The following is an 18730-nucleotide window of genomic DNA, read 5'->3' on the forward strand; positions in this document are numbered from 1 at the left end:
CGCACGATGCCACGGCATCGCGGTCCAGCGCCCGCGGACGCATGCGAGCGCCTCGCGCATGGCTCGCCACGCACGGCGCTAAGCCGTTGATCGCCAAGCCCTTCAGAATTCTTCATTCGAACTTCCGACACTTCATTCGTGTCGGCGCTGAGCTGGCCGTCCCTTCCCACCGGACATCACGATGCGACGTTCCCTTGCCACCCTCGCCGGCCTGTTGGCCTTCCTCACCGCGACCAGCGCCCTCGCGGCTGCGCCCGCCGGCCGCCCCGAGGCGCTCGACGACGGCTGGACCGTCGCCGCGCCCGCCGAGGTTGGCGTCGACGCGGCCCGGCTCGCCGAACTGTCGGCGCGCATCGAGGACCAGACCTTCAAGAAAATCACCAGCATCCTGGTCGCCCGCGATGGCAAGCTCATCCACGAGGCCTACTTCAACGGCGGCGAACGCGAGCGTCTCAACGACATCCGCTCGGCGAGCAAAAGCCTGACCTCGCTGCTGACCGGCGCGGCCATCGATCGCGGCCTGATCCCGGGCGTCGACGCCAAGGTCTTCGGCTACTTCAAGGACCGCCGCTGGGCGCACCCCGATGCGCGCAAGCTCGCCTTCACCCTCGAGGACTTGCTGACCATGAGCGCGTCGTGGGAATGCAACGATGACAATCAGTTCTCCTCGGGCAACGAGGAGCGCATGTACGTCGCCGAGGACTGGCTGCAGTTCGCGCTCGATCTACCCATGCGCGGTTACGCGCCCTGGGATACCTTGCCCGCCGATGCGCCCTACGGCCGCAGCTTTTCCTATTGCACCGCGGGCACCCTGGTCCTTGGCGCCGTGGTCGAACGCGCCACCGGCAAGTCGCTGTCGGCCTTCGCCCACGAAGTGCTGGAAGCGCCCTTGGGCATTACGCAGGTGCGCTGGAACCTCGCCTCGGGCGGCGTGACCATGGGCGGCGGCGGCACGCGCTATCGCTCGCGCGATCTGCTCAAGCTGGCCGAGATGGTGCGTGCGCGCGGCCGCTGGCAGGGCAAGCAGATCATCTCCACGCGCTACCTCGACGCCGCGCTGACCCCGCGCGCCGTGCCGCGCGAGAACACGGAATACGGCTACCTGTTCTGGCGTATGGGTACGACCGAGGGCAAGCCCAGTCACTGGGCCTGGGCGATGGCCGGCAATGGCGGCAACTACGTGCTGATCGTGCCCGAGCAGAACCTCGTGGCCGTGATCACCAGCGAGGCCTACAACCAGGGCTACGCGCATCCGCAATCGCAGAAGATCTTGCGCGAATATCTGATCAAGGCGGTAAAGGCTTCACCGTGAGCAGATCCGCCGGCAGCCAGGGCGCGGCCAGCACCTGAGCGCGTTCCTCGCCGACGCGCGCGCCGATGCGGTCGAGCGCGGCGGCGAAGCCCGGTGCCTCGCGCACGCAGGCGAACAAGGGCGAGGTGAGCAGGAACGCGCGATCGAGCATGCCCGCCGCGACCGCGCGATCGAGCGCGGCGAGCGCGGCGGCGGTGTCGCCGCGCGCGCATTCCAGCCAGCTCAGCTCCAGAAACGTATCGGGCCATTGATTGTTCAGCGTCGTCGGCGCGTTGAACTCGGCGATGCGCGCCGCGATCTGCGCGGACGTGGCAGGCCGCTCGCCGTGCAGCAGGCGCAAGGTGCGCATGCGCCCCAGATGCGGGCGCGCCTGCTCGGCCTGCGCGAAAAAGTCCGCGGCACGCGCGCTATTCCCGCGCAGCAGGGCCAATTGCGCCAGCAGCACCTGCAACTCGGGGTGATGCGGGCGCGCGAGCGCCTGGTCGGCGGCGCGTTCGGCCTCGCTGAAGCGGCCTTGCCGGAACAGAAACGTCGGATAGGCGACGTTGGCGAAGACATTGTCGGGCTGCAGGCGAAAGCTGCGCGCGTACCATTGCTCGGCCTCGGCGTTGAAGCCGAGCAGTTCCATATCGCGCGCGATCTGATTGTCGAGATGGCGCAGGCGCTCACGGTGATCGAGCACCGACAGATTCAGGCGCAAGGCCTCGGCCAGTCGGCCCTTGACGCCGAGCAGATAGGCCAGCGAGGCGACGCTGTCTTCACGCGCGGAGGGATCGAGCGCGATCGCGCGCGCGTAGCTGGCGATGGCATCGTCGATGTGTCCCAGGCAATCGAAGGCATAGCCGCGCGCGGAATGCGCGGAACCGTCGTTGCCGTCTTCGGCGATCAGGGTCTCGGCGAGTTGTCGGGCGCGGTCGGCCTGTTCCCAGGGAAAATCGTACAGACACACGCGCGCGCTCAAGGCGTAACTCAGACCCAGACGCGCCTCGCGCGACAGCGGTCGCGCCTGCAAGGCCTGCTCGTACAAGGCCACGGCGCGTTCGTTGTTGTCGCGCTGGCCCATGGCGAAATAGTGCCGCGCGCGTTCCAGCGTCTCGTCGCGCGCCGACGCTGGCGGCGTCGGATCGCGGCCGCCCATCGCCACCACCACCACGGCGAGCGTGAGCGCGAGCACGACCGGCAAGGCCAACCAGGCCCGCGATCGATGTGGCGGTGACGGCGCCGCGACCGCGTCCGCGAGCGCCTCGGGCATCGCGCACAACTGATACCCGCGGCCACGCACCGAGCGCACGTAACGCGGCTGCCGGCCGTCATCGCCGAGCGCCTGACGCAACAGCTTCACACGCTGGGTCACGGTCTCCTCGTTGACCACGGCCGGCGCCCACACCTCGGCGATCAGGGTGTCGAAGGGCACCACGTCCACGCCCCGCCGCAGCAAACAGGCGAGCAATTGAAAACTCAAGCCAGCGACATCGAGCACGACGTCCGCGCGCGTCACGCGTTGCCGCGTGAGATCGATGATCAGATCGTCGAGACGAAAAAGGGTGGGCGTGGCGTTCGACATGCGACGACTCGGCGAAACATCGCCCGAGTGTGCGCAGCACGCGCGGCACGCGCAAGTCCGATCGGTACGGGCCGCTAGGTCTTGATCGAGGCGCGCGTGTTCGCGGCAGGAAACAGGACGAAACCGGGAACTTGTAGGGGACGGAGGCGGGTAACTCGAATGCCTTGAACCAAAAAAGCCGAAGGCCGCTCAAGAGCGGCCTTCGGCTTTGGTAACACTGGTGGGCGGTGCAGGGTTCGAACCTGCGACCCTTGCCGTGTGAAGGCAATGCTCTACCGCTGAGCTAACCGCCCGAATGGGTGCGAATCGGGCCGCAGATGTTAAAGGTCGCCGCCCTTTTGGTCAAACAAACCCCCTGCCCCTGCCCGGCAAGCCCCCGCCCTAGCGCGACTTCGAAGCCCACAGCCCACTGACCCGGGCCGGCGGCGCGAACGAATCGCTGCGGGCGTCGGCCCAGAAATCCCGGAAAACCGCGTGCTCCGGCACCTTGCTCAGCAGCTCCCCCGGCTCCAGGAAGTTGTACAACGCCGCAAGCGACCGGATCTCCACCGGCGAAATGCGCCGCAGGATGTGCTCCGGCCCCAACTGCTCCGGATGCTCCAGCCCCGCCGCCCCCAGCAGATCCCGCAACGCCTTCAGCGTATTGGCCTGGTACTGCTGCACCCGGATCGCCTTGTCCGCCACGTCCAGATGCCGCCAGCGGTTCGGATTCTGCGTCGCCACCCCCGTCGGGCACTTGTCGTTATGGCAACTCTGCGACTGGATGCAGCCCAGCGCGAACATGAAACCCCGTGCCGAATTGCACCAGTCCGCCCCCATCGCCATGGTCCGCGCCAGATCGAACGCACTGGTGATGCGCCCCGCCGCACCGATGCGGATCCGGTCGCGCAGGCCCAGGCCCACCAGCGTGTTGTGCACCAGCATCAGCGCCTCGTGCATGGGCACGCCCACATGGTCGATGAACTCCGCCGGCGCCGCGCCCGTGCCGCCCTCGGCCCCGTCCACCACTATGTAGTCCGGCAGCAATCCGGTTTCCTGCATGGCCTTTGCGATACCGAACCACTCCCAAGGGTGGCCGATAGCCAGCTTGAACCCGGCAGGCTTGCCGCCCGACAGCTCGCGCAGCCGCGCCACGAATTCCAGCAGACCCTGCGGCGTGGAGAACGCCGAATGCCTGGCCGGCGACACGCAGTCCACCCCCATCGGCACCCCGCGCGTGGCCGAAATCTCCGCGCTGACCTTGGCCGCCGGCAGCACCCCGCCGTGGCCGGGCTTGGCCCCCTGCGACAGCTTGACCTCGATCATCTTCACCTGCGGCGCGCGCGCGTTGGCGACGAAGCGCTCCTCGCTGAAAGTCCCGTCGTCGGCGCGGCAGCCGAAATAGCCCGAGCCGATTTCCCAGACCAGATCGCCGCCGGGTTCCCGGTGATAAGGCGAAATCGAACCTTCCCCGGTGTCGTGATAGAAATGCCCGCGCTTGGCGCCCTCGTTGAGCGCGCGGATGGCGTTGGCCGACAACGCGCCGAAACTCATCGCCGAGATATTGAACACACTGGCGCTGTACGGCTGCGCGGATTCGCCGCCGATGACGATGCGGAAATCGTGGGAAGGGATTTCCACCGGCGCCATCGAATGGTTGAGCCACTCGTAATCGACGCTGTACACGCCTTGCTGGCTGCCGAACGGCACCACGTCCATCACGCCCTTGGAACGCTGGTACACCAGCGCACGCTGCTGGCGCGAGAACGGCACCTCGGCGGTGTCGCCTTCGATGAAATACTGGCGCATCTCCGGGCCCACCGATTCCAGCCCATAGCGGAAATGCGCCAGCAGCGGATAGTTGCGCCGCAGCGTGCTGCGCTTCTGCAGAACGTCCCAGGTGCCCAGCAACGCCAGCGCGCCGAACCCGGCCGCGCCCCACCACCAAGTGGGCGAATGCAATGCAAACGACAAACACAGCAAAGCCAGCGCGATGCTCGATCCATAGGCCAGATACCGACTCATCGCGCTCCCCGCGTACTGTTGAAACGTTTGCTTGCGCTTGGTTGCCAGCGAAAGCGGCTCACGGCGACAACTCTATTCCAGCGGGCCCGCACTGGCGAGCGGCGAAGGCCGCCAGCGTGTCCAGGCGGTATTTTTAGCGCCGGCCCCGCATCCGATCGCGCAGTCCACTCGTTTGCCGAAAACATTCCTGGTTCCCGCCCCCATCCGTTGCATGCCGAATGCCGGCGCTACCGATTTTCGCCCTAAACCGTGATGGGAGTCCATGTTCATCGCTTCGAAAACGGATGAACGAGCGCGGTGTGAACGCCGTTCTGACACCGGTGCAGCGACGATTAGGGCATGCTACCGGTGATAGGAAACGAAGCGATCGTTTTTTTTACGATGCATTGCGACCTTTGTTCGGCTTGGGGGCGACCAATTGGAAGAGAGCAGGAACTCCGACAACGGACGAACGAGTCCCACCAATTCCACCCGCGTTTTTGCGATCTCAGGAATGATGCTGGCGTTGCTGCTGGCGCTTGGACTGGCTTATGTGGTGGCCAACGACCGCACAGTGAGGCTGGAGGGCGCGCAGAGACAAAGTTCCGCGCTCGCCGCCGGCGCGGCACGCCTGCTGACCTACGAATTCCGGAACCTGGAACGGGCGCTGCTGGGCGTAGCCGGCGACGCCGAACTGCTGTCGAACGGCAAGGCAGGCGCGGACCCGAGCCTGCTATTGGAAAACATCGCAGGCGTGGCCAGCAGGCAACGCGAGTTGGAAGGCATCGTCCTGGTCGACCCTCAAGGCAACGCGATGATCGGCGGTCAAGGGGATCCCACTCTGCCGCGCTGGATCGCAGACCGCACGCCTGGCCCGGGAAGCGCATTGCGGATCGGCCATCTATACAAGTCGCCCCGCGGCCGCTGGCTGCTGCCGATAGCGGTGCCGCTGAAAGGAAAGGGATATGTACTGGCGCGTTTCAGAATCTACGAACTGCGCCGCATCGTCGCCGGTCTGGACACGGGCAAGAACGGTACCGTCGCCATCATCGACCGGGAAGGTACTTTGCTGGCCCACAACCCCGAAGCGGTGCGGCTGGTCGGAAAGACTTTCCCCAAACCGCGTGCGTCTGCTCAGCCGAACGTTCCGCAGGTCAGCGAAATCGATGGCGTGCCCCGCCTCGTCGCGACTTCCGACCTGCCGGAGTATTCGATTCGCCTTACCGCTGGCATCGCGGCCGGCGATGTCCTGAAGCCGTGGCATCTGCTGCTGGGGACCGCCGTTGCGGTCTATCTGGCGTACCTGATGGTTTATGTCTACCTGCTGGTGGTCCTGAAGAAAACCGGCGCCGCACAAGAAAAACTGCTGGCCGAAATCCAGGAAGGCGCCTCCAACCTCAGCATGGCCCAGCAAGTGGGAGGCGTGGGCACTTGGATGATGTGGAAAGACTCCAAGCGCCTGCAGTGGTCGGACAACGTGAACCAGATGCTCGGCATCTCCGCCGGGCACTCTTCGGCTTCGCCCGAAGACTTCTATGCGCTGGTGCACCCCGACGACCGAGCAGCGCTGGCGGCCGTCATAGCGAACGCGCTGCTTGCGCACGAAAAGTTCGAAACCGAATACCGGATAGTCGCCAAGGACGGCACCGTCAAGTGGATTTCACTGCAAGGCGCATCCGTTCGCGACCATGATTCGCGATTGAAGATAACCGGAACGATAGCCGACGTGACTCCGCGCGTGGAGGCCCAGAAACGGATCACCGATGCGGAGCGGCAATTCAGGCTGATATTCAACGAGAACCCGTTGCCGTTCTGGGTGTTCGACGCTGCGACGCTGAAATTCCTTGAAGTCAATTCCGCAGCGGTGGCGCAGTACGGCTATTCGCGGGACGAGTTCCTGGGCATGTCGATACTCGACATACGGCCCGACGAAGACAAAGACAAACTTCTGGCCGACGTGTCGGCGGGCCGCGAGGGATTCCATCTTCCGCAGGTATGGACCCACCAACGCAAGGATGGATCGCTGTTCGAAGTCAATATCCATACCGCGAATCTGGAGTTCGGCGGAAAGCCGGCGCGGCTCATCCTGGCCGAGGACATCAGCGCCAGCATCGAATACGAACAGCAACTCGCCTTCCGCGCGTCCCGGGACCTGACCACCGGCTTGCTCAATATCGATGAGCTGACCAAGCGATTGGAGCCGGACGTGGGCGACGGACTTCCGTTCAGCCTGGCGTACCTCCAGATAAAAGGACTGGACCTTGTCGCCGATACGCAAGGCCGGGCGTCGAGCGACGCGCTGTTGCGGGCGATAAGCCACCGGCTCACGGCGCTCATCGGCGAGGAGGATCTGGCGGCCCACCTTCCCTCCGATACCTTCGTGCTGGCCGTACGGCATGGCGACTCGGCACAAGCGGTCAACGAAGCGCTGACCGACGCCATCCTGCAGCCGATCGAATCGCAGGGCCGTATCCACCACCTGGAGGCATGGGTGGGTTCCGCCGAATTTCCCGCGGACGGAGGCGACGCCGCGGAGATCGTGAGGAACGCCGCCCTGGCCGCCCATGTGGCCCAAGCCAGGAAAGTCCTCTCAGCGCCCTACATCCCGGCAATGAGCGTCGCTGCGATAGAGCAGCAGGAACTGGTCCTGCGCATAAGGCAGGCCATCAATGCCGGCGAGCTGGTACTGCATTTCCAGACCATCGCCGATACCGAAAGCCTCAAGGCCAGTGCCTTGGAAGCGCTGGTGCGCTGGCCGCAACCGGACGGGACCTTCATTCCTCCCTCCGAATTCATTCCGCTGGCCGAAAGCTACGGTTTGATCAATCAACTTGGCCAATACGTACTGGACCGGGCGGCCTCGAGCCACAGGCTGCTGGAACTTGCCGGATTCGGCCACATTCCCATAGCGGTGAACGTCTCGGCCCAACAGTTCCTCGACACCGATTTCTACCGCTCCGTTTCCTCTGCAATTTCGGAACACGGGATTCGCCGCGGCGCGCTGCACGTCGAGTTGACCGAAAGCATCATCATGAGCGAACCCGAACGGGCGATAGAGGCGATGCGCCGCCTGCAGGCCGCGGGCGTGCGCACTTCGATCGACGATTTCGGCACGGGTTTCTCCAGTCTGTCCTACCTCAAGCATCTTCCACTCGACTTTCTCAAGATCGACCAGTCCTTCGTGGCCGACGTCCATTCCAATCCCGGCAGCGCAGCGATATGCCGTGCGCTCTTGACCCTGGCCCATACCCTGGGGCTGTCGGTCATAGCAGAGGGAGTGGAAAACCAGGAACAGTACCTGTGGCTCAAGCAGAACGGTTGCGAGCATCTGCAGGGGTATTTCATCGCCAGGCCCGAGCCGCTGGACGTGGTGATCCGCTCGCTTCAGAAAGAAATGGGTTAACGACTAGAGAAAAATGGATTTCGCATTTTTTTGAAACCGTTCGTGGTGAGCCTGTCGAACCACGCTTTTCGCGTGGAAAGCGGCCATATCGAACACTGACGCGCAGCGCATAGAGCGTGGTTCGACAGGCTCACCACGAACGGATTTCTTTTACGCCTTTTTCTAAGCCGTGCGTTTCTAAGCGGCGCGCAACTGCTTCCGGCAGTTCTCAAGATGCTGATCGGTGGTGCCGCAGCGCAGTTCGAACGCCAGCAGGCGTTTGAAATAATGGCTCACGTCCAGTTCGTCGGTCATGCCCATGCCGCCGTGCAGTTGCACCGCTTGCTGTCCGATATAGCGGGCCGCCTGCCCCATCAACGCCTTGGCCGCCGACAGCGCGGCGCCGCGTGCGATCGGATCGGGGTCAGTGCAGCGCGAAGCCGCCAGGTACGACATCGAGCGCGCCTGCTCCAGGTGCATCAGCATTTCAGCCATGCGGTGCTGCAGCGCCTGGAAACTGCCGATGGGCGCGCCGAACTGCACGCGCGAACGGCTGTAGGAAAGGGTGGCGGCCAGAATGCGGTCCATCGCGCCGAAAGCTTCGGCGCACAAAGCGGCCAAGCCGTAATCCAGGGTCGCTTGCAGGGCTTGGCGCGCATCGCCGCCCAGACGCGCATCGGCGGCCAACACCACCTTTTCGAAAACCAGATCGGCAGCGCGCTGCTCGTCGACCGTGGCGTAGGGCGACAGGCCGACGCCTGCAGCATCGGCGGGAACCGCGAACACTCCCCACTCGTCGCCGACCCGTGCCGATACCAACAGCAGGTTGGCCGCCGGCGCATGGTAGACCGCGGATTTGCGGCCGCTCAGCTCCCAGCCGCCGCCGCGGGGTATCGCACGGGTTTCGACATTCATCGCATCGAAGCGCGTGGACGCTTCATCGTGCGCCAGCACCGCGATGGTTTCGCCGCCGGCCATGGCGGGCAGCCACTTCGATTTCTGTCCGGCCGAGCCAAGAGCGACGATGGCATGGGTCGCCACCACCGCGCTGGACCAGAACGGCTCCAGCAGCATGCTCTCGCCTATCGCGTTGCCGACCAGCAGAGTGCCGACCGGCCCGGCGCCGATGCCGCCCTCTTGCTCGGGAATGTTGATGGCCAGCAGGCCGAGCTCGGCCAGTTGCGCCCACACCTCGCGCGACCAGCCGTCGGCCGAGGCGCGCACCTGGTTACGGTGTTCGAAACCGTAACGCTCGGCGATGAAGCGGCGCGTGGTGTCCAGCAGCATCTGCTGTTCGTCGTTGAAGGAGAAATCCATATTGAGTTCCTACAATCCGAGAATCATGTGGGCGATGATGTTGCGCTGGATCTCGTTGGATCCGCCGAAGATGCTCAGCTTGCGCAGATTCAGATAAGCGGCGGTGGCGCGCGAGCCGTCGTGGTCGGGCCGGTAGGCCAACGCGGCCGGACCCAGCAACTCCACCTGCAGTTCGGAGATGCGCTGCATGATCTCGGTACCGCGTATCTTCAGCATCGACGCTTCCGGGCCCGGTGCGTGGTTGGCGGCTTCTGCGAAGATCACCCGCAGGTTGGTGACTTCCAGCGCCGTGAGTTCGATCTCGACCTGGGCGACCTTGTTGCCGAATGCGGGGTCCTCCAGCAGGCTGCGTCCGTCCTTGATCGTGCCCGCCGCATCCTGCTTCAGGCGCAACAGCTCGCGCTTGCAGAAGCCGATGCCGGCGATGTTGGTGCGCTCGTGGCCGAGCAGGAACTTGGCGTAGGTCCAGCCCTGGTTTTCTTCGCCGACCCGGTTGGATACCGGTACCCGCACGTCGTCGAAGCGGATTTCGTTGACTTCGAAGGTCCCGTCCAGCAGCCGTGTCGGACGCACACTGATGCCGGGCGTCTTCATGTCGATTAGCACGAAGGAAATGCCTTTCTGCGGCTTGGCGGACGGATCGGTGCGCACCAGGCAGAAGATCCAGTCGGCGAACTGTCCCAGCGTGTTCCAGACCTTCTGGCCGTTGAGCACGTATTCGTCGCCGTCGCGCTCGGCCTTCATCTTCAACGAGGCCAGGTCCGAACCGGAGCCGGTTTCCGAATAGCCCTGGCACCACCAGTCCTCGGCCGCCAGGATGCGCGGCAGGAAGCGCTGCTGCTGCTCCGCACTGCCGTAGCGCATGATCACCGGCGCGACCATCTTGATGCCGAAAGCCAGTTGCGCCGGCGCGTCGGCCAGGGCGCATTCGTTCTCGAAGATGTACTGCTGGGTCTTGCTCCAGCCGGTGCCGCCGAATTCCACCGGCCAGGCGGGCGCACCCCATCCCTTGGCATGCAGGATCTTCTGCCAGCGCACGATGTCGTCGCGGATCCGGCTGCCATCGTCGCGATACATGCGGTCGCGAATGTCGGCGGGCAGCTCGGCGGCGAGGAACCGCCGCACCTCGTCGCGGAACGCACGCTCTTCCAGGTTGAAATCGAGATCCATGCGGACTCCGTTGTCGAATCAGGTAGCGGAAAGGCGGTAATAGCGCACCAGCATCTGCGCGACGCAGGCGGGTTTGTCGCCATGTTCGAGTTCGACGGTCGCGGCCCAATGCGCCTGCATGCCGCCGGCGACCGATTCCAGGCGCTCCAGCGCCAGCCGGGCCCGCACGCGCTGGCCGGCCAGCAATGGCGCCGGAAAGCGCACGCGGTCCAGACCGTAGTTGATCGCCATGCCGACACCGTCGATGCGCAGGCAGCTTTCCAGCAGATGCGGCAACAGCGACAGGGTCAGGTAGCCGTGGGCGATCGTCGACTTGTAAGGCGATTCGCGCAGCGCGCGTTCCGGGTCGGTGTGGATCCATTGCTGGTCGCCGCTGGCATCGGCGAAACGCTGGATGCGCGATTGATCCACTGTCAGCCAGTCGCTGCAGGCGACCTCCCGCCCTATCCACGCCGGCAACGCATCCAGGTTTTCGAGTACGCGCATCGGCCGGGTCCGGTCAGGCGGTCATGGATTGAACGATTGCCCGGTTTCGGCAAGCCGCACCAGCAGCGGCGCCGGTTCCCACGCCGCTCCTTCATGCCCCTTGGCGTAGCGCCGCATGGCGGCCAGCACGTTGCCGAGGCCGACCGTGTCGGCGTAGAACATCGGGCCGCCGCGCCAGATCGGGAAACCGTAGCCGGCCAGGTACACGATGTCGATATCCGAGGCCTTGGCGGCGATGCCTTCTTCCAGGAGGTACGCGCCTTCGTTGACCAGCGCGTAGACCAGACGCTCGACGATTTCTTCGTCGCTGATGGCACGGCGCACGATTCCCAGGTCCTTCGAATGCTTCTCGATCAACTCGTCGACCACCTGCGAGGGATACGCGGTGCGGTCGCCCGGCTTGTAGTCGTACCAGCCCGCGCCGGTCTTCTGCCCGTAACGGCCCAGCTCGCACACCAGGTCCGCCGTTTTCGAGTAGGTCATATGCGGCTTTTCCACGTAGCGCCGCTTGCGGATCGCCCAGCCGATGTCGTTGCCGGCCAGATCGCCCATGCGGAACGGACCCATGGCGAAACCGAATTTCTCCATGGCCTTGTCCACCTGCTGCGGCAATGCGCCTTCGTCCAGCAGGAATCCGGCCTGGCGGCTGTACTGCTCGATCATGCGATTGCCGATGAAGCCGTCGCACACGCCCGACACCACCGCGGTCTTGCCGATCTTCCTGGCCAGGGCCATTACCGTGGCCAGCACATCCTTGGCGGTGGCCTTGCCGCGTACGACCTCCAGCAATTTCATCACGTTGGCAGGACTGAAAAAATGCATGCCCAGCACGTCTTGCGGACGGCCGGTGAAAGCGGCGATGCGGTCTACATCCAGAGTGGAAGTGTTGCTGGCGAGAATGGCCCCCGGCTTGGCCACCGCGTCGAGGTGGGTGAAGACCGATTGCTTGACGCCGTATTCCTCGAACACCGCTTCGACTATCAGATCGGCTTGCTTGAGGCCGGCATAGTCCAGGGTCGGCGTGATCAGGCCCATGCGCTGTTCCACTTGTTCGGCGGTCAGCTTGCCTTTCTTCGCGCTGTTCTCGTAGTTCTTGCGGATGGTGGCCAGGCCGCGATCCAGTGCATCCTGTCTGGTTTCCAGCAGCGTCACCGGAATGCCGGCATTGAGGAAGTTCATGGTGATGCCGCCGCCCATGGTTCCTGCGCCGATCACGCCGACCTGCTTCACCTCGCGTAATGCGACCTCCGGCCCGATATCGGCGATCTTGCCGGCGGCGCGCTCGCCGAAGAAGCCGTGGCGCAGCGCTTTGGATTCGGTGGTCCGGATCAGCGCGGCGAAGGCCTCGCGCTCGACTTCGATGCCCTTGTCGAAAGGTTGTTTCACCGCTGCCTCGATCGCATCCAGGCATTTGAGCGGCGCGGGATAGTGGGCCGACGCCGCAGCGACAGCGGCGCGCGAGGATCCGAGGAAGCCTTCCACGTCGGGATGCTCGATCTTCCAGTCGCGCACCTTCGGCAACGCGCCCGAGCCGGCGGCTTCGTTCGCCACATCGATGGCGGCCTGCAGGACGTCGCTTTCCACCACCCGGTCGAACAATCTGGTCGCCGCCAACTTTCCGGCGGGGACAGGCGTGCCGGAAACGATCATGTTGACCGCCGCTTCAAGCCCTACCGCGCGCGGGAACCGCTGCGTGCCGCCGGCGCCCGGCAACAGGCCCAGCTTCACTTCCGGCAGGCCGATCTGCGCGCGCTTGTCGGCCACGCGATGATGCATGCCCAGCGCCAGTTCCAGCCCGCCGCCCAGGGCAAGGCCTTCGATGGCCGCCACCACCGGCTTGGCGCTGCGCTCGAAGGCGGCGATCACCGTCGGCAAGGTGGGCTCCATGCCGGCCTGCGGCGTGTTGAACTCGCTGATGTCCGCGCCGCCGGAAAACGCACGTGTGTTGCCGGCGACCACGATGGCTTTCACCGAGGCGTCGTCCAGCGCCTGCGCCAGCGACTCGCTCAGACCGCGGCGCGTGGCCAGGCCCAGGCCGTTGACCGGCGGGTTATGCAGGGTGAGGATCGCAACGCCGCCGCGGGTTTCATACTTGACTGACATGTCTGCTTCCTGTGTCCGGCGAATGACTGCGACGATGCGATCGATGATCGTTGCGGTAGGTGACCACGGCGTGTTGGCCCGGAACGCTCATGCCGCCGCCAACCGCAGGCAGCCGTCGTTGAGCTCCGGCACCACGTCGTGCGTGTCGAACTGCGCTGCGCAATCCACTTCGTGCTGCAAGCCATGCGCCCGCATGATCCGCCCCACCCGCGAGGCGCGCAGCGTGGTCGGCGCATCGCAGCTGCGGCAAAGCAGTATCGCCGCAAGCGCCGCATCGGTCGGCGAGTAGCCGCCGATGCGCTCGAAGTGCGTAGCGATATGCCCGGCGCCGTAGAAGTCTTCAAGATTGAAACTGTCGACCGAACCCGAACACAGCAGCAGCACCTGGGCCTGCGGATGCCTGCGTGCTACGTAAGCGGCCAACGCCGCGCCGTTCAACAGCGCGCCGACATAGACGTGGGCGGCAGCGGCAGCGCTGTTCAAAGCCACGGTGCCGTTGGTGGTGGCGTAGACCAGGGTGGAACCATGGATGCCGCTGTCGGCAAGCGCCAAGGGCGTGGAAGGTCCGAAGCCCGGCAATCCTTCGGCCAGATACTCGCCGGCCAGCATCGGCGACTCCAGGTTCGCTGCGATGCGCAAAGCGTCGTCGGCATCGCGTGCCGGCCAGATGCGATCGATGCCCTGGGCGAAGGCGTGCACGATGGTCGACGTGGCGAACAGCACGTCCAGCACGACCACTACCTTGTCCTGAAGGCGGCTCTGGTCCAGATCCTCCTTCTTGAACAGCACGTGCAGCTTGGGCATGGGATTCTCTAAGTTCCGTACAACAGAACTAATGACAAGCAGATGATTCATCGTACTGAGCCCATGCTGCTTCGACAAGTCGCAGAAGCAGGCTTGCCAGTTATGCGTCGGTACTCTTACGATGCAGAACTCTGCATAGAACACAGTTCCATTATGTGGAACTTATGAGTTCAGATTATTGGAGGTCGCGTGGATTTCTCTTACAGCCCCAAGGTCGAAAATCTGCGCGCCGAGCTGATGCGCTTCTTCGACACCTCCATTTATCCCAACGAAGCGGTGTACCTGGAGCAAGTCGGGCGCCATCGCGCCGCCGGCAACGCCTGGCTGCCGGTACCGGTCATCGAGCAGCTGAAACCGCAGGCGCGCGAGCGCGGCCTGTGGAATCTCTTTCTTCCCAAGTCATCGCGCGCACCGCAGGGGTTGTCCAACCTGGAATACGCGCCGCTGTGCGAGATCATGGGGCGGGTCATGTGGGCGCCGGAAGTGTTCAACTGCTCGGCGCCCGACACCGGCAACATGGAAACCCTGGAGCGCTACGGCAGCGACGCGCAAAAGGATCGGTGGCTGGAGCCGTTGCTGGCCGGCGAGATCCGTTCCGCGTTCCTGATGACCGAACCGGCGGTGGCCTCTTCCGACGCCACCAACATCCAGTGCTCTATCCGCCGCGATGGCGACGAGTACGTGATCGATGGGCGCAAGTGGTTCGCCTCGGGCGCGGGAGATCCGCGCTGCGCGCTCTACATCGTCATGGGCAAGACCGACCCGGCCGCACCGGCCCATCAACAGCAATCGATGGTGCTGGTACCCGCGAACACGCCCGGCATCGAGGTGATCCGCCCACTACCGGTATTCGGTTACGACGACGCGCCGCACGGCCACATGGAAATAGAGCTGCGCGGCGTGCGCGTGCCCGCCGGCAATCTGCTGCTGGGCGAAGGCCGCGGCTTCGAAATCGCGCAGGGACGCCTGGGACCCGGACGCATCCACCATTGCATGCGCACCATAGGCGTGGCGGAACGGGCGCTGGAGCTGTTGTGCAAGCGCGTGCAGGCGCGCGTGGCCTTCGGCAAGCGCATCGGCGACCAATCGGTATGGCACGAACGCATCGCCGAAGCCCGCTGCATGATCGAACAGGCGCGCCTGCTTACGCTGAAAGCGGCGTACATGATGGATACCGTAGGCAACAAGGTGGCGCGCGCGGAGATTGCGATGATCAAGGTGGTGGCGCCCAACATGGCCTGCCAGATCATCGACTGGGCCATCCAGGCCCATGGTGGCGCCGGGGTGACCGAGGACTTCCCGCTGGCCGGCCTGTATGCGGGTATCCGCACGCTGCGCATCGCCGATGGTCCCGACGAAGTGCACCGCGGCACCATCGCGCGGCTGGAATTGGCCAAGCATGCAGTTCGCGCCGAGGATTGAGCGGGGCCCGCACAGATGGTGGATATCGCGTCTACTGCTAAACCGTCGTCCCCCTTGCTTCCTAAGATCGTCATTCCCGCGAAGGCGGGAACCCAGTGCCTTTGCTTCTCCCGAAAAAATAAAGTCACCGGGTCCCCGCCTTCGCGGGGGTGGCGTCATCAAGATTTAGCTGACCCTGATTTTGTAATGGTTTCAAGCAGCCATTCGTTCCGCAACCGACAATCCTCCGCACCGATAACAGGAACTATATGAAAGCCATCGTCTGCGAAAGCTGGGGACCTCCCTCCTCGCTGCAGTTGCGTGACCTGCCCTCGCCCATTCCTGGTCCCACGCAGGTGCTGGTACGCACACGAGTGGCGGCGGTGAATTTTCCCGACGCCTTGATGGTTGCGGGCAAGTACCAGTTCAAACCCGAACTTCCCTTCTCGCCGGGCGGCGAACTATCCGGCGAGATCATCGCCGTCGGTAGCGAGGTCAAGCGCCTTGCGGTTGGCAACAAAGTAGTCGGCATCACCATGTTCGGAGCCTATGCGCAGGAAGTAGCGGTCGACGCGACCAATATTCTTCCGCTGCCCGATGAGATCGGCGATGAGGATCTGGAGCTGGCCGGCAGCTTCGTGTTGACCTACGGCACCTCGCTGCACGCATTGAAGGACCGCGCACAGGCGCAGGCCGGCGAAACCCTGCTGGTGCTGGGCGCCGGCGGCGGCGTGGGTCTGGCTGCGGTGGAAATAGGAAAACTGCTGGGCATGCGCGTCATCGCGGCTGCGTCCTCGACGGAAAAACTGGCGGCCGCGCGTGAACACGGCGCCGACGAAACCATCGACTATGCCAGCGAGGATTTGCGGGAACGCATCAAGGCCCTGACCGGCGGACGCGGCGTGGATGTGGTCTACGATCCTGTCGGAGGCGATCTGGCCGAGCCGGCGTTGCGCAGCGTGGGCTGGCGCGGTCGTTATCTGGTGGTCGGTTTTGCCGCCGGAGACATCCCGAAGATTCCCGCGAACCTGTTGCTGCTGAAAGGCAGTTCGCTGGTGGGCGTGTTCTGGGGCGAGTTCGTGCGCCGCGAAGCTGCCTTGAATGCGGAGAACATGGGCTTGCTGTTCTCCTGGCTGCGCGAGAAAAAAATCCATCCGCTGATCTCCCGACGCTACCCGCTTTCGCAGGCATCGGATGCGCTCGACGCCCTGCTCGCCCGCAAGGCGATCGGCAAGCTGGTGGTGCTTCCACAGCAGGTCGAATAAGCCTCGCGATAAGCCGCCGTAGGGCGGGCAGTGCCCGCCCTACCAGGCAAACGCTCCAGCGGCGGAAATCGAACCCAAAGAGATCGAAGGTTCCCGAGTTGCCCGCTATTCGGTGATATTCACCAGCGCATACAGAATGCGCAGATCCTCGACGCCCAGTTCGGTGGCGTCGGCGTCGATTCCCCGGTAATGCAAACGGAACGCGCGGACCGCGGCGGCATAGTCGTCCATCGAATAGCCGAGGATCCTGAGCGCGGACCTTGGATCGAAATTCGCAGGTGGATCGGCCAGTGGCGCGCTCGGCCAACGCCCGAATCCGGCTTGGGCAAGCCGCGCCCAGGGAAACAGCGGACCCGGATCGGTCTTGCGGGTCGGCGCCATATCGGCGTGGGCGATGACCTGATGGCGTGGAATATCCAGGCGCTTGCACAGGTCTTCCAGCAGCACCAGCAGTTTGTCGATCTGTTCGGCAGGAAACGGCTCGCTGCCGTTGTTGTCCAGCTCGATGCCTATCGAGGCCGAATTGACGTCGCTGATCGTGCCCCAGCTGCCCGGGCCGGCATGCCATGCGCGCCGGTCTTCGGCGACCAGCTGGTAGAGCGCGCCGTCGCGGCCGATCAGGTAGTGGGAACTGACCGGGCCACCGCTGTTGCGGGTCCGCAAGGTATGCAAGCTCTGTTCCACCGAGTCCTGGGTGGTGGCATGGATGACGATCAGGGTGGCTTCGCGTGCGTTGTGGTTGGGCGAAGGCACCCAGCGCGCGAGCGGGTTATGCGGCGGCGCATGGGCGCAGCCCGCGAGCAGCGCTACCAGCAGCGCCGCTCCGGCTTGTGGCCACAGGCGTGGCTTCCTGATCGAACGACTTGCGCCGCAGCGTGCCATGCTCATCGCCCCGACCCGATCGCCAGTTCCGCGATCTTCCTGGCGGCCGCATAGGGCTCGGGATCGTCCCGGTTGGTAAGCACGATCACGGTCAGGCGCCGCTGCGGATAACGCACGATCACATTGCGGAAACCAATGCTTTCGCCAGAATGCCATAACGTCTCGCCGGTGATGCGCCAGCCGAAACCATAGCGGATATCGGGTACATCGGTAACCACGTGCGGCGCGAACATGAGCTTGCGCGATTCATCGCTCAGCAGACGGTCGTCGTACAGCGCGGCATCCCATCTGGCCAGGTCGTCGATGGAGGAATAGATGCCGCCATCGCCCAGCACCGCGCTGGTCGCGCTTTGATCGGTGCGGATCCAGCTCTCCGCCGATTCGCTATAGCCGTAGGCGCGGTCGGCGATGGCGGGACCTCCCTCCACGAAAGCCAGCGTGTGCGCCATGCCCAGCGGCTGGAAGATGCGCAGCCGCAGGAAGTCGGCGAAAGCCTGTCCCGATGCGCGTTCCACTATCAACGCCAGCAGCGCATAGCCGCTGTTGCTGTAGCGATAGCCGGTGCCGGGCGGGAAATTGGTTTTGTCCTGCGTTTTCAGCAGGCGCAGGACATCGGCATCGTGCAATTGGCCGGTGAAATCGGCCGGCATGACATCCTCGTAGTCGATCAGGCCGGAGCTGTGAGTCAGCAGGTGCCGTACGGTGATGGAATCGGCGGAAGCCGGCAACGACGGCAGCCATCGCCGCACGCCGTCGTCCAGCGACAGGCGCCCCTCTTCCACCAGCAACAGGATCGCCGCAGCGGTGAACTGCTTGGTCACCGAAGCCAGCCGATAGTTGGTGGTCGGTGTGGCGGCGGTGCGTGTTTCCCTGTCCGCGAGACCGTAGGACTTGCGCAGTAGCGGGACACCGTCGCGCAGCACCAGGACCGAAGCGCCGGGCGCGTCGCCTGTGTAGCTTTCCATCAGGGCATCCACTGCCTGGGTAGGGAATTCGTTCGCAGCGATGGCGGAAACAGGAGTCATAAGCAGGAGCAAAAGGACCAGACGCATGGATGGAAT

At 64.5% G+C, this 18730-nt stretch carries 13 protein-coding genes and 1 tRNA gene; 4 read left to right on the forward strand and 10 right to left on the reverse strand.

Annotated features, from left to right (window positions below; translation table 11 throughout):
• Window positions 1-181 precede the first annotated feature (181 nt).
• Window positions 182-1312 carry a serine hydrolase domain-containing protein gene (locus tag BLR66_RS03900; protein WP_093280299.1) on the forward strand — a complete coding sequence of 377 codons (1131 nt, stop codon included), beginning with the start codon at window positions 182-184 and terminating at the stop codon, window positions 1310-1312.
• On the opposite strand, the gene BLR66_RS03905 is transcribed toward BLR66_RS03900, so the two are convergent.
• From BLR66_RS03905 to BLR66_RS03915, 3 genes are all read right to left on the reverse strand, one after another.
• The gene (locus BLR66_RS03905) at window positions 1287-2876 is read right to left on the reverse strand and encodes a winged helix-turn-helix domain-containing protein (protein ID WP_093280300.1); all 1590 of its coding nucleotides are present in this window, start codon (window positions 2874-2876) and stop codon (window positions 1287-1289) included. The genes BLR66_RS03900 and BLR66_RS03905 overlap by 26 nt on opposite strands.
• A 218-nt stretch (window positions 2877-3094) precedes the next feature.
• Window positions 3095-3169: transfer RNA gene (locus BLR66_RS03910), tRNA-Val, on the reverse strand.
• Between the two features lie 88 nt (window positions 3170-3257).
• Window positions 3258-4880, reverse strand: coding sequence for an FMN-binding glutamate synthase family protein (locus BLR66_RS03915; RefSeq protein ID WP_093280301.1), 1623 nt, complete (start codon window positions 4878-4880; stop codon window positions 3258-3260).
• A gap of 493 nt (window positions 4881-5373) precedes the next feature.
• On the opposite strand from BLR66_RS03915, the gene BLR66_RS03920 reads away from it, so the two are divergent.
• Window positions 5374-8262, forward strand: coding sequence for an EAL domain-containing protein (locus BLR66_RS03920; RefSeq protein ID WP_093280302.1), 2889 nt, complete (start codon window positions 5374-5376; stop codon window positions 8260-8262).
• Between the two features lie 177 nt (window positions 8263-8439).
• Here the strand turns inward: BLR66_RS03920 and BLR66_RS03925 are convergent, their stop codons facing one another.
• The 5 genes from BLR66_RS03925 to BLR66_RS03945 all read right to left on the reverse strand — a co-directional run bounded on the left by BLR66_RS03925 (window position 8440) and on the right by BLR66_RS03945 (window position 14121).
• Window positions 8440-9558 carry an acyl-CoA dehydrogenase family protein gene (locus tag BLR66_RS03925; protein WP_093280303.1) on the reverse strand — a complete coding sequence of 373 codons (1119 nt, stop codon included), beginning with the start codon at window positions 9556-9558 and terminating at the stop codon, window positions 8440-8442.
• Window positions 9559-9567: 9 nt separating this feature from the next.
• Window positions 9568-10728 (reverse strand): acyl-CoA dehydrogenase family protein, encoded by a 1161-nt coding sequence (locus BLR66_RS03930; RefSeq protein WP_093280304.1) that lies wholly within the window; start codon window positions 10726-10728, stop codon window positions 9568-9570.
• Between the two features lie 18 nt (window positions 10729-10746).
• Complete coding sequence (locus BLR66_RS03935) at window positions 10747-11214, reverse strand: MaoC family dehydratase (protein WP_093280305.1); 468 nt, start codon at window positions 11212-11214, stop codon at window positions 10747-10749.
• A gap of 21 nt (window positions 11215-11235) precedes the next feature.
• Window positions 11236-13317 (reverse strand): 3-hydroxyacyl-CoA dehydrogenase NAD-binding domain-containing protein, encoded by a 2082-nt coding sequence (locus BLR66_RS03940; protein ID WP_093280306.1) that lies wholly within the window; start codon window positions 13315-13317, stop codon window positions 11236-11238.
• An 87-nt stretch (window positions 13318-13404) separates the two neighbouring features.
• Window positions 13405-14121 carry a 2-phosphosulfolactate phosphatase gene (locus BLR66_RS03945; protein ID WP_176943750.1) on the reverse strand — a complete coding sequence of 239 codons (717 nt, stop codon included), beginning with the start codon at window positions 14119-14121 and terminating at the stop codon, window positions 13405-13407.
• 189 nt (window positions 14122-14310) lie between these two features.
• On the opposite strand from BLR66_RS03945, the gene BLR66_RS03950 reads away from it, so the two are divergent.
• Window positions 14311-15543 (forward strand): acyl-CoA dehydrogenase family protein, encoded by a 1233-nt coding sequence (locus BLR66_RS03950; RefSeq protein ID WP_093280308.1) that lies wholly within the window; start codon window positions 14311-14313, stop codon window positions 15541-15543.
• A 248-nt stretch (window positions 15544-15791) separates the two neighbouring features.
• Complete coding sequence (locus BLR66_RS03955; protein ID WP_093280309.1) at window positions 15792-16787, forward strand: NADPH:quinone oxidoreductase family protein; 996 nt, start codon at window positions 15792-15794, stop codon at window positions 16785-16787.
• A gap of 105 nt (window positions 16788-16892) precedes the next feature.
• Here BLR66_RS03955 and BLR66_RS03960 read toward each other — a convergent pair whose 3' ends face one another.
• Window positions 16893-17669: an N-acetylmuramoyl-L-alanine amidase gene (locus BLR66_RS03960; RefSeq protein ID WP_093284307.1), complete on the reverse strand. Its 777-nt coding sequence runs from the start codon at window positions 17667-17669 to the stop codon at window positions 16893-16895.
• A gap of 2 nt (window positions 17670-17671) precedes the next feature.
• The gene (locus BLR66_RS03965) at window positions 17672-18694 is read right to left on the reverse strand and encodes a serine hydrolase domain-containing protein (RefSeq protein ID WP_255402379.1); all 1023 of its coding nucleotides are present in this window, start codon (window positions 18692-18694) and stop codon (window positions 17672-17674) included.
• Window positions 18695-18730 lie beyond the last annotated feature (36 nt).

The sequence above is a fragment of the Pseudoxanthomonas sp. CF125 genome (assembly GCF_900104085.1).
Taxonomy (GTDB): domain Bacteria; phylum Pseudomonadota; class Gammaproteobacteria; order Xanthomonadales; family Xanthomonadaceae; genus Pseudoxanthomonas_A.

What these genes read in the sequence shown, in the direction of transcription:
- BLR66_RS03930 (WP_093280304.1), bottom strand. Translation starts at nt 10,728, where the DNA reads ATGGATCTCGATTTCAACCTGGAAGAGCGTGCGTTCCGCGACGAGGTG.
- BLR66_RS03960 (WP_093284307.1), bottom strand. Translation starts at nt 17,669, where the DNA reads ATGGCACGCTGCGGCGCAAGTCGTTCGATCAGGAAGCCACGCCTGTGG.
- BLR66_RS03925 (WP_093280303.1), bottom strand. Translation starts at nt 9,558, where the DNA reads ATGGATTTCTCCTTCAACGACGAACAGCAGATGCTGCTGGACACCACG.
- BLR66_RS03915 (WP_093280301.1), bottom strand. Translation starts at nt 4,880, where the DNA reads ATGAGTCGGTATCTGGCCTATGGATCGAGCATCGCGCTGGCTTTGCTG.
- BLR66_RS03905 (WP_093280300.1), bottom strand. Translation starts at nt 2,876, where the DNA reads ATGTCGAACGCCACGCCCACCCTTTTTCGTCTCGACGATCTGATCATC.
- BLR66_RS03945 (WP_176943750.1), bottom strand. Translation starts at nt 14,121, where the DNA reads ATGCCCAAGCTGCACGTGCTGTTCAAGAAGGAGGATCTGGACCAGAGC.
- BLR66_RS03940 (WP_093280306.1), bottom strand. Translation starts at nt 13,317, where the DNA reads ATGTCAGTCAAGTATGAAACCCGCGGCGGCGTTGCGATCCTCACCCTG.
- BLR66_RS03920 (WP_093280302.1), top strand. Translation starts at nt 5,374, where the DNA reads ATGATGCTGGCGTTGCTGCTGGCGCTTGGACTGGCTTATGTGGTGGCC.
- BLR66_RS03955 (WP_093280309.1), top strand. Translation starts at nt 15,792, where the DNA reads ATGAAAGCCATCGTCTGCGAAAGCTGGGGACCTCCCTCCTCGCTGCAG.
- BLR66_RS03965 (WP_255402379.1), bottom strand. Translation starts at nt 18,694, where the DNA reads ATGACTCCTGTTTCCGCCATCGCTGCGAACGAATTCCCTACCCAGGCA.
- BLR66_RS03900 (WP_093280299.1), top strand. Translation starts at nt 182, where the DNA reads ATGCGACGTTCCCTTGCCACCCTCGCCGGCCTGTTGGCCTTCCTCACC.
- BLR66_RS03935 (WP_093280305.1), bottom strand. Translation starts at nt 11,214, where the DNA reads ATGCGCGTACTCGAAAACCTGGATGCGTTGCCGGCGTGGATAGGGCGG.